9 protein-coding genes are annotated in these 9,448 nt (G+C 43.2%); 5 read left to right on the top strand and 4 right to left on the bottom strand.

Annotation, left to right across the window (positions count from 1 at the left end; genetic code table 11):
- Positions 1-50: 50 nt before the first annotated feature.
- On the bottom strand, positions 51-332 hold the full coding sequence (locus ACT3QN_RS08225) for a DUF503 domain-containing protein (RefSeq protein ID WP_444522864.1): 282 nt from the start codon (positions 330-332) through the stop codon (positions 51-53).
- Between the two features lie 130 nt (positions 333-462).
- Here ACT3QN_RS08225 and ACT3QN_RS08220 point away from each other — a divergent pair, with 130 nt between their 5' ends.
- From ACT3QN_RS08220 to ACT3QN_RS08205, 4 genes are all read left to right on the top strand, one after another.
- Positions 463-1,251 (top strand): threonine/serine ThrE exporter family protein, encoded by a 789-nt coding sequence (locus tag ACT3QN_RS08220; protein ID WP_444522865.1) that lies wholly within the window; start codon positions 463-465, stop codon positions 1,249-1,251.
- 1 nt (position 1,252) lies between these two features.
- Positions 1,253-1,705 (top strand): threonine/serine exporter family protein, encoded by a 453-nt coding sequence (locus ACT3QN_RS08215; RefSeq protein WP_444522866.1) that lies wholly within the window; start codon positions 1,253-1,255, stop codon positions 1,703-1,705.
- Positions 1,706-1,879: 174 nt separating this feature from the next.
- A complete protein-coding gene (gene gorA / locus ACT3QN_RS08210) occupies positions 1,880-3,235 on the top strand; it encodes a glutathione-disulfide reductase (RefSeq protein WP_444522867.1) in 1,356 nt (451 codons plus the stop codon).
- A 297-nt stretch (positions 3,236-3,532) separates the two neighbouring features.
- Complete coding sequence (locus tag ACT3QN_RS08205; protein ID WP_444522868.1) at positions 3,533-3,694, top strand: hypothetical protein; 162 nt, start codon at positions 3,533-3,535, stop codon at positions 3,692-3,694.
- A 45-nt stretch (positions 3,695-3,739) separates the two neighbouring features.
- Here the strand turns inward: ACT3QN_RS08205 and ACT3QN_RS08200 are convergent, their stop codons facing one another.
- Both ACT3QN_RS08200 and ACT3QN_RS08195 read right to left on the bottom strand, forming a co-directional pair.
- Positions 3,740-4,363 carry a GNAT family N-acetyltransferase gene (locus ACT3QN_RS08200; protein WP_444522869.1) on the bottom strand — a complete coding sequence of 208 codons (624 nt, stop codon included), beginning with the start codon at positions 4,361-4,363 and terminating at the stop codon, positions 3,740-3,742.
- A gap of 194 nt (positions 4,364-4,557) precedes the next feature.
- The gene (locus ACT3QN_RS08195; protein WP_444522870.1) at positions 4,558-6,201 is read right to left on the bottom strand and encodes an FAD-dependent oxidoreductase; all 1,644 of its coding nucleotides are present in this window, start codon (positions 6,199-6,201) and stop codon (positions 4,558-4,560) included.
- 242 nt (positions 6,202-6,443) lie between these two features.
- On the opposite strand from ACT3QN_RS08195, the gene truD reads away from it, so the two are divergent.
- Positions 6,444-7,709, top strand: coding sequence for a tRNA pseudouridine(13) synthase TruD (gene truD, locus ACT3QN_RS08190; RefSeq protein ID WP_444522871.1), 1,266 nt, complete (start codon positions 6,444-6,446; stop codon positions 7,707-7,709).
- 97 nt (positions 7,710-7,806) lie between these two features.
- Here the strand turns inward: truD and ACT3QN_RS08185 are convergent, their stop codons facing one another.
- Positions 7,807-9,264 (bottom strand): diguanylate cyclase, encoded by a 1,458-nt coding sequence (locus ACT3QN_RS08185; protein ID WP_444522872.1) that lies wholly within the window; start codon positions 9,262-9,264, stop codon positions 7,807-7,809.
- Between the last annotated feature and the right edge of the window lie 184 nt (positions 9,265-9,448).

Raw genomic sequence — 9,448 nt, 5'->3', positions numbered from 1 at the left:
ACAACAATACTAAAGAGCTAATTTTTGATGCAGTTTAGCTCCTCTTTTAATTAAATAAACTCCCTCTCAGCATTCATCACCCGAGCATCTACCGCACGTTCTAGCTTTTCCTCAATCTGACTACATTGCGACTCGACTTCACGTTTAGACAGGCCAACGATCACAAACGTCCACTCACTGGCATCATGCCGATCACGCTCACCGCTTTCACAGACCACGATACTTGGCGTATTGCCAAAGCGCGCGTGCAAGCCGCCCATGCGTTGTTGTTTTTCTTTTAATGAGCCACAGCCGGGCAATGAAAACGTCAGTGTCAAAGTAACGATATGCATTTTATGCTCCTTGCCAAAAAAGCTTATACTGTATCGTATCACTTAATGGTTTTTCTGATAATGCCTACGCGTCAGCTTCCAGACCCTTTATAATAACGTAACAATATTAACCAACATGCGTATCTAATCCATGACTTCTATCAGCTACGTAAAGCAGCAGCACATTACTCGATTATGCGTGCGCTGTGGCTTACTCCTTATGCAATATGGCGCTGAGTCTGCCGTGGTGGTGGATTTATGCAAACGCTTAGGCATCGCCTTGGGGATGAACAGTGTCGAATGTTCGCTGAACTTTAATGCCATTACCTTAACGACCATTTGTGACGAGCGCTGCATCACTACTACTAGAGATACAATCAATCAAAGCATCAATGTCAACCTACTGGTACAAATTCAGCAAATCGTTAATAAAACTGAAGCTACTATCGATCATGATGGATTAATTAACCGCACTACTCTGGCCTTTGATGAGTTGGATAAGACCGTGTACCCGACGTGGTCAGTCAGTTTGTTTGTTGGCGCATCCTGTGCAGCATTTGCTTACCTTAATGGTGGTAGTTGGTCGATTACGGCGGTGACATTCATCGCTGGTATGGTGGCGATGTTTACTCGTATATATCTATCCAAGCATCACTTTAACCCTTTTATCACTGTCATTGTGACGGCTTTTATCGCCTCACTGATTGGGGCAACGACCTACTACTTTGATATTGGTAATAATGCCGATATCGCCGTTGCCTCCAGTGTGCTGCTACTGGTGCCCAGCTTCCCGTTGATTAACTCTTTGTCCGATATCTTAAAAGGCTATGTCAATATTGGCGTTGGGCGTGCTGTTTTTACCTATATGCTTACTTTATCCGCGTGCGTTGGTATCGTGATGGCACTGATTTTACTGCAAATACAGCACTGGGGGTTTTAAGATGTGGTTTGTTGAAACCGTCGTACTGTCTTGCATTATCACCCTTGGTTGGACGCTGATGTTTAGTGTGCCCAGACGCTATATATTGCCTTGTTTACTGATGACGGCGTTTGGCTTCGGATTAAAGACCGCTCTTGTCCATCAGCATATCCATCTCGTGGTTGCTAGCTTTTTTGGGGCGATGCTAGCCAGCTTCTTGGGTGTATATTTTTCTAAGAAATATACCTTACCGCCCAAAGCGCTTATCTCACCTAGTGTCATCTGTATGATGCCTGGTATCGCTGCTTATAAAGCAATGGTTAGTATGGTACAGATTGGCTATTTTGGTTTTTCGGATGAATTATTTGGCCAAATGATGGGCTATTTGTTTGAAGCATTGTTTGTGACCTCGGGATTGGTGCTTGGCTTATCTATTCCGGGACTGTTATTTTATAGACGTCGCCCTATCGTCTGAATGGGCTTGAGAAGATTTACATATCTAAATGCTAAGCTTTTCTTGACCAAATACTGTTTATATTCAAGCGATTCGATATACACTCACTGCAAAAAACTTGTAAGATGGATGATAAGACCCATTACAGTGAAGTCGGAAGCAGCATCAATAACAACTTAATAAAGAGACCGTATTATGACCAAACATTATGACTATATCGCCATTGGTGGCGGTAGCGGCGGCATCGCATCAATCAACCGTGCGGCGAGCTATGGCAAAAAATGCGCTATCATCGAAGCCAATCAATTGGGCGGCACGTGTGTGAATTTGGGCTGCGTTCCCAAAAAAGTAATGTGGTATGGCGCGCAAGTAGCCGAAGCCATCCATAAATATGCGCCAGACTATGGTTTTGATGTTGACGCTAAGGGTTTTGACTTTCAAAAACTGGTACAGAGCCGTCAACAATATATCGAAAACATTCACCGCTCTTATGATAATAACCTGGCCAAAAATGGCGTAGAAGTTATCAAAGGTTTTGCCAAATTTGTTGATACCAACACTATAGAAGTTAATGGCGAGCTGATCACTGCTGACCATATTTTGATTGCTACGGGCGGTCATCCGATCCAGCCAGATATCAAAGGCGCAGAATACGGCATCGACTCTGACGGTTTCTTTGCGTTGAATCACCTGCCAAAACGTGTGGCAATTGTGGGCGCAGGATATATCGCTGTCGAAATCGCAGGCGTGTTAAATAGTCTCGGTGCTGAGGTGCATCTATATGTGCGTCAACACTCACCGCTGCGCGCATTTGACCACAGTGTGGTAGAGGCATTGCTGATAGAAATGGAGCAAGACGGTATCCAGTTACATACCAATACCACGCTCACTGAGGTTGATAAAAACGAAGACGACAGCCTGACGTTATATACCAAAGACGGTAGTCTTGATACGACAGATTGCTTGATTTGGGCCATTGGTCGTGCGCCATCAACAGACGGTATCAATCTGCAAGTAACTGGTGTCAAGACGACTGAGACTGGCAAAATCAAAGTCGATAAGTTCCAAAATACCAATGTTGAGAATATCTACGCCGTTGGCGATATTATCGAAAACAGTGTTGACCTAACCCCAGTAGCGATTGCCGCAGGTCGCCGCTTATCAGAGCGTTTGTTTAATAACAAGACAAATGAGCACTTAGACTACTCATTGATACCAACGGTAATCTTTACTCACCCTGCTATCGGCACGATTGGCCTGTCTGAAATCGATGCGGTAGAGCGCTATGGCAAAGAAAACATCAAATGCTATAAATCGACCTTTACCTCTATGTATAGCGCGGTGACTCAGCATCGTCAAAAATGTATGATGAAACTGGTATGCTTGGGCGATGATGAAAAAGTTATTGGCCTACATGGTATTGGCTTTGGTGTCGATGAGATGATTCAAGGCTTTGCAGTCGCTATCAAAATGGGTGCAACCAAGGCTGACTTTGATAATACCGTTGCCATCCATCCAACTGGCTCAGAAGAGTTTGTGACCATGCGTTAAGCGCGCTAGATTCTCTGGTTAGTCTTAGCTATTATAAAAAAGGATGCCATGTGAGCATCCTTTTTTATTGTCAGTCTTGTTACAAGTATATGTCTTCATATACCTAAAACACCTTGACGACTTTCATATGGCACTTGTGATTACTGTGCTTTCTATAAATCATTCGCTTTGAAAAATTTAAAGTAAGGCCTACTGACAGCGCAATCCTGTTGCTGCTATGATGCGGTTAATACTGACCGTTGAGAGATGACTGTGTGGCAGGTGTACCTTTTTATATTACCGATTGGTATCGGAATTATGACGTTGGCAGCAAGCCTATTATTTTTATTTGCTTACCTCATGTCTGATGACAATACTACGCGCTTGCCAGCATTTAACTGGTTCAAGCGCTTAATCATCGTGGCATTCTTACTATTGAGCGTGGGGCTATTTATGACCTTTGGATACTTTTGGGGTTAAGTGAGATAGATTGTTTTTTCAATATCTTTCCATTTGACCACCTGATTAACTAACTATTTTTTCTAGTTCTAATAGCTCTAAATCATCACGCTTTGGTTCGCCATTATTACCATCGTTTGGAAACGGCATTTTATTACCATTTAATTGATAGCCACGGCGCTGATAGTAAGCCAAAAGCTCAGGACGATGACTTAAAATAGACATGGTCAGACGACTTGGTTGATTCAATGACTGTAAATGACGATTTGCAAAAGTCTCAGCCGCTTGTAAAATCACGTTGCCTACACCCTTTCCTTGTAGCACAGGATGCACCGCAAACATACCGATATAAGCTTTTTTATTTGAGTCAGCATCGGTTTTGATATCGACAGCGATACAACCAAATATCTCACCTGTTTCTTCTCCATTACGGTCGCCCGTTGTCGTTATTGGATAGACAAAATAATAGTGATTAGGATCATTAATCACGGCAGCTAGCTCGGCTGAAGTGGTTCGAATACCACCTATCAAATCGGCTTCATTGGTCCAGCCTGCTGTCTCCCGATAGCAGCAATTTAATAACTGCTCAAGTGCGCCAATATCATCCAATGTCGCTCCACGTAGGAATACCGACTCTTTATCAAAGTGATCTACGTTCATATTGCTGCTTTTTATATTATCGTTGTTCATATTATAATTCTTCCTTTTTTGTCTACGTATAGTTGAATTCAAATAATTTCGATACAAGAAAACCGAGTGCAAGTTATACATGAGTATACTTAGCGAGGATGACGATGTATCGGATTTATATGGATTTGACTATAAAAAAAACTGACTTAGATTCCTAAGCCAGCCTAAATATTAATACGTATTGCTTAATAGTACTAGCGCGATAACGCCTGTGCTTGCTCAATCATATTAAATCCTGCATTGAGCTGCGCACGTGTCGGCGCGTGACCACGGCGCAATAGCTCAGAGAACGCGACCAACTCTTTGTCACGTCCAAGCGTACTTGCTGCACTAGCCCGCGTATTCTCGTCTTCATCATCGAAATAGTATTCGATATAGTCAAGCGTATCTGGCGTACCAAATAAGATATTGAACTCAGGTGTCGCTGCATGACCGCTATAGCGTAGGCTCTTGCCATACTGCATGGTCCAGAAGAAAGGAATACGTGCCTCTAACGACTCGACATTATCATGACCTAATATCGCAGCAGCCGTAACCATGCCATGCTGCAGAGCCACGCGCCAGTGCTCAATACGCATACGGCCCATTTGATTGCTAGCTTTTGCAATATCGCCTAGTGCATAGACGCCATCGCGCAACTGTAAATGCGCATCGACTTGTACGCCATCTGGGTCATTAACTTCACTCAATATCTCGGTACGTGGAGAGACACCAGTACCCAAGACCACGATATCGGCATCAATATGCTCACCACTCGCCAGCGTGACACCGCCTACATTTGAGAAAGCCTGATCATCTTCATCTCTGTCCACTTGACGGTCAACCTTGGTAATTTCATTGACAGTTGCATCAAATACAAAGTTTATGCCCTTTTCTTCATGTAGCTTAATTAATGCATTACTCACAGTCTCTGAGACAATATTGCCCATCACGCGATTGTCTTGACCCACTACTGTGATAGAAGCGGTCGTACCTGCCTGCGCTAATGCAGAGGCAACTTCCATACCGATGAACCCTGTACCAATGATTACCACACGCTGGTCATGACTGGCCGCTTTGATCAATTTGGCATCTGCCATGCTGCGCAATGTGTAGACGCCATCAACATCTGCCCCAGTAATAGGCGGAATGGCAGGCGACGCACCTGTAGCCACCACTAGAAAATCTGCAGTCTGTCGTTCGCTGTTTCCATCTTCATTTTCTACGATGATTGTCGCCTCGTTAGGGATTACTTCGCTGACCGTCTGGTTTAGACGTAACTCAATATTGTTGTTATTCGCCCAATCAGCACCGCCTAACAGCAACTTATCTTCATCCATGTTTCCTGCCAAAAACGCCTTAGATAACAATGGACGATTATAAGGTGCCTTGTCATCTTTACTAATCAACGTAATCTTGCCGCCATAACCACCCTGACGCAACTGGTCAGCCGTCATAAATCCTGCACCGCCGCCACCAATGATAATAGTATGGGTATCAGTTAACTTGTCATTTTCGACCTGCCCTATTACCTCAGTTGAGGTATCGACCATCAAACTGTCACCATCATGAGTGAGCTTATATTGAGTCAAACCTTCTGTTGCGATCGGCTCTAGTAGTGACCCATCGCTGGTATCAAAACTCGCATGGTGCCAAGGACAGACTACTCGATTACCACAGCGCAGACCGTTACCTAAATCTGCACCAGCATGGGGGCACTTACCATCAAATGCTCGGAACTCATCGTCATCACGAGTGATTAAAATGATACTATCGTCGTCTTGCTTGTAAGATTTCATGCCACCACTTGGAATATCCACTTTGCTGATGGTGACTGTATTGATCATCGCCTTGGTCATAATGCTTCCTTAACAGTTATAATGATGTCTAATGACAGTAGGTTGAAAATGACCGTAACCGCCAGACAAATTCAACTTATCCTATTATTTTTAATATGCTATACATTGATAGTAGCAAGAGCGCCTTGCACACGATGTTTTTTTGTATGTTTGCTGCGTTGCAAAACGTAATTATGCGACTTTGCTTTCCGTGCTCTTTTTACTGCTCATCATTATTAATAAACAAAATAAAAGACGACCTTATGACTTCTCAAGATAATCGAAACGAAATAACTACTACTCCTCAAGTCAGTTTAGATAGCCAAGTGGTCGCTATTAATCAAGATGCCAGTGAGCAAACTGATCTGGCTCATATTGATATCACCGCTATTACAGATACCGAGAAGTTACCACAGCCAAGCTTGCAGCCCATACAGCAAGCGACTTATAAAGCCAAGACAACTGATTTTATCGTCAATGAGCTATTGCCACTGGATTTTACTGGCGAAGGTGAACATCTATGGCTACATATCGAAAAATCAGGCATGAATACTGCTTATCTGGCAAAACTATTGTCAGAATGGGCAGACATTCCATTGCGTGATGTCGGCTACTCGGGGTTGAAAGACCGTCATGCATTGACGACCCAGTGGTTCAGTTTGCGGATACCAAAGAAGCAATTACCACCTGCTGAGTTTGCACCAGTGGACATTGGTGCAAATGAATCTGTCACTATCCTTGCGCAGCACTGGCATAATAAAAAGCTCAATCGCGGTACGCATCGTGCCAATCAATTTGTTATTACTTTACGCGATATTCAGTTTGCGAGCGTTAGTGACGAAAACACTGCATCATCTGAGCAATCATTATCTGCTAAGCAACGCGTCGAGCAGCATTTGAAGCACATTGGTGAAAATGGCGTACCCAATTATTTTGGTCCACAGCGTTTTGGACGTAATGGTAATAATGTTAGAGAAGCCTTGAGATTATTTGCACGTCCAGTGCCAGAAAAACGCCCGCAACCAAAAAAGAGCAAACGTAAACGTGCGCCGCGCGAGCAAAACACGATGGAATTGTCTGCTGCACGTAGTTTGATATTTAATGAGATATTAGCGGCACGGGTTCGTGACGGTAGCTGGAATACAGGGCTAGCCGGCGAAGTGTTCAACTTGGACGGCTCAGGATCGATATTCACCAGTGAGGCACTAGATGACACGTTGTATGCTCGTATTGATAGTGGTGATATCCACCCAACTGCCGTGCTATGGGGCACGGGCAACGACAAGGTCTCTGGTAGCGCCGCAGGTTTAGAGACCGAGGTAGTACAACACAGTCCACTACTTATGCAACTAGCAACTGGATTAGAGCAGCGCGATATCAAAGCACAGCGACGTGCGCTACGCCTGCCGCTTGAGGCCTTAGGCTGGGAATGGTCGGACGATCAGACGCTGGTATTAAACTTTACTTTGACTACGGGTAGCTTTGCCACCAGTGTGCTTGCAAGCTTAGTACAGCACTTAGCGTCTTGATGGCATTAAACTGGCATCTAAGTTGGACTAATCAATAGAATATAAGCCATACCGATAACGCCTGTACAGTTTTATCGGTATGGTTATTTATTAAAGGCTAACGGTTTTTGTAAAGCGATTGCTTACCACCTTCTTTTTCGGCCCACATTTCATTGGCACTGACAACTTGATTACGACCACGGTGTTTCGCTTCATACAAAGCTTTGTCCGCAGTGCTGATTAAACGCTGGCAGATATCACTAGGCAGCTTTTGCATTGAGGCGATTTGGCTTTCCGCGCGCTGAGTAGCAATCGGTTTAATGAAGGGCGACGTTCGAGCTGTGGTCTTTTGCTGTATGATCGTTTCATACCCTTGAACAATACAAGCTCGCTCTTCGTGAGTTAAAGTATATAATCCAAAGCTTGCTGTCACATTGAAATCAGCCAGACCTTCAATCTTCATAACATGTTCAGCAATATTTAGGCGCAATTGTTCGGCTATCAACATAGCACTATCATGCTTCGTATCTGGCAATACAACCAAGAACTCTTCACCACCATAGCGGCTAATGATTGTCTTATTCGTTAATGATTGCGATAACGTCTGTGAGATTTCAATCAAAACTTGATCACCTACGTCATGACCATAGTTGTCATTAATCTGCTTGAACCAATCCAAATCTAAGAGCATGACACTTAAGTCTTGTTGCTCTCGTACTGTTGCCAAAGCATACTTCATTTTCTTCAAACCGTAGCGGCGATTTTTAAGCTGAGTAAGCTCATCCTGATTAGCATGTCGCAGGGTCTCAAACCGACTATCATCTAACACCAATAGCAAAGCACGAAACATATAAACGATAAAAATCGCTTTTGGCAATGCTAAATACAAATGAGTCGACCGCCAGAAAAATACGGATGAGCGCTGTAGCTGGCTGATACTATCCCAATTTAAGATATTATTCTTAAAGGCTAACGCAGCCACTGCATTTTCAGTAGCCATAATCTCGTTGTGAATTAAATAATTATGATTCTCAAGCATGGGATGAATGACAGTCAATTGGCGTAAATTAGGCAGGCTAATACCACAGTAAGGAGACATAATAGCCAATAACATTACAATAATATGTAGCCAGAACATACGCCAAGCGTAGCGGCGCTTGATCAACATCATACCTAGCATAGCGCCACCGACGAGCGACACGCCCGCAAACAAACTACTGTACCCTATCATCACAATAACAGTAGAAATGTAAGCGGTATATACCAAAACTAAAGCTATCTGCCATCTACATAAAACAACTTCGTCATCGTTGCTTGAGTGAAACAAGCCTTTGACCATACATAAAAAGAACAGTCCGACAAAGCTTATCCCGAGCCATAATGGATATAGATAGGGCATATTTACATAGGTATTTAATGCATCTTGCTGCCACCAGACATACAAGCACCATAGCCAATGCAATGACACTTCTAACACGATAAATAGAGCCATCAGCGATGTTCTGTCAGCAGCCTGCCACTCAAAAATCATTTGAGAGATTTTTTTGTAACCTAGATGGGATATCGATACAGCCATATATGGGCTACCGCAAAGAGTATAAATACATTAAAAGGTGTGAATAGGTTGAAGACATAAGTACTAAAATCAAAGCAAAAGTATATTATTTGCTTTAAATTTTCTTTATCAAGTGTTGCAAGTTCTGCTCTTATTATCAATCTATTTTATGCATTTATTTCCCAATATTTTCTCTATAAATGTA

This window comes from Psychrobacter sp. AOP7-C1-14 (assembly GCF_052376135.1).
In the GTDB taxonomy this organism is placed as follows: Bacteria; Pseudomonadota; Gammaproteobacteria; order Pseudomonadales; family Moraxellaceae; genus Psychrobacter.
The sequence above is the reverse complement of the archived record's forward strand: the minus strand, read 5'-3'. Positions and strand labels throughout refer to the sequence as shown.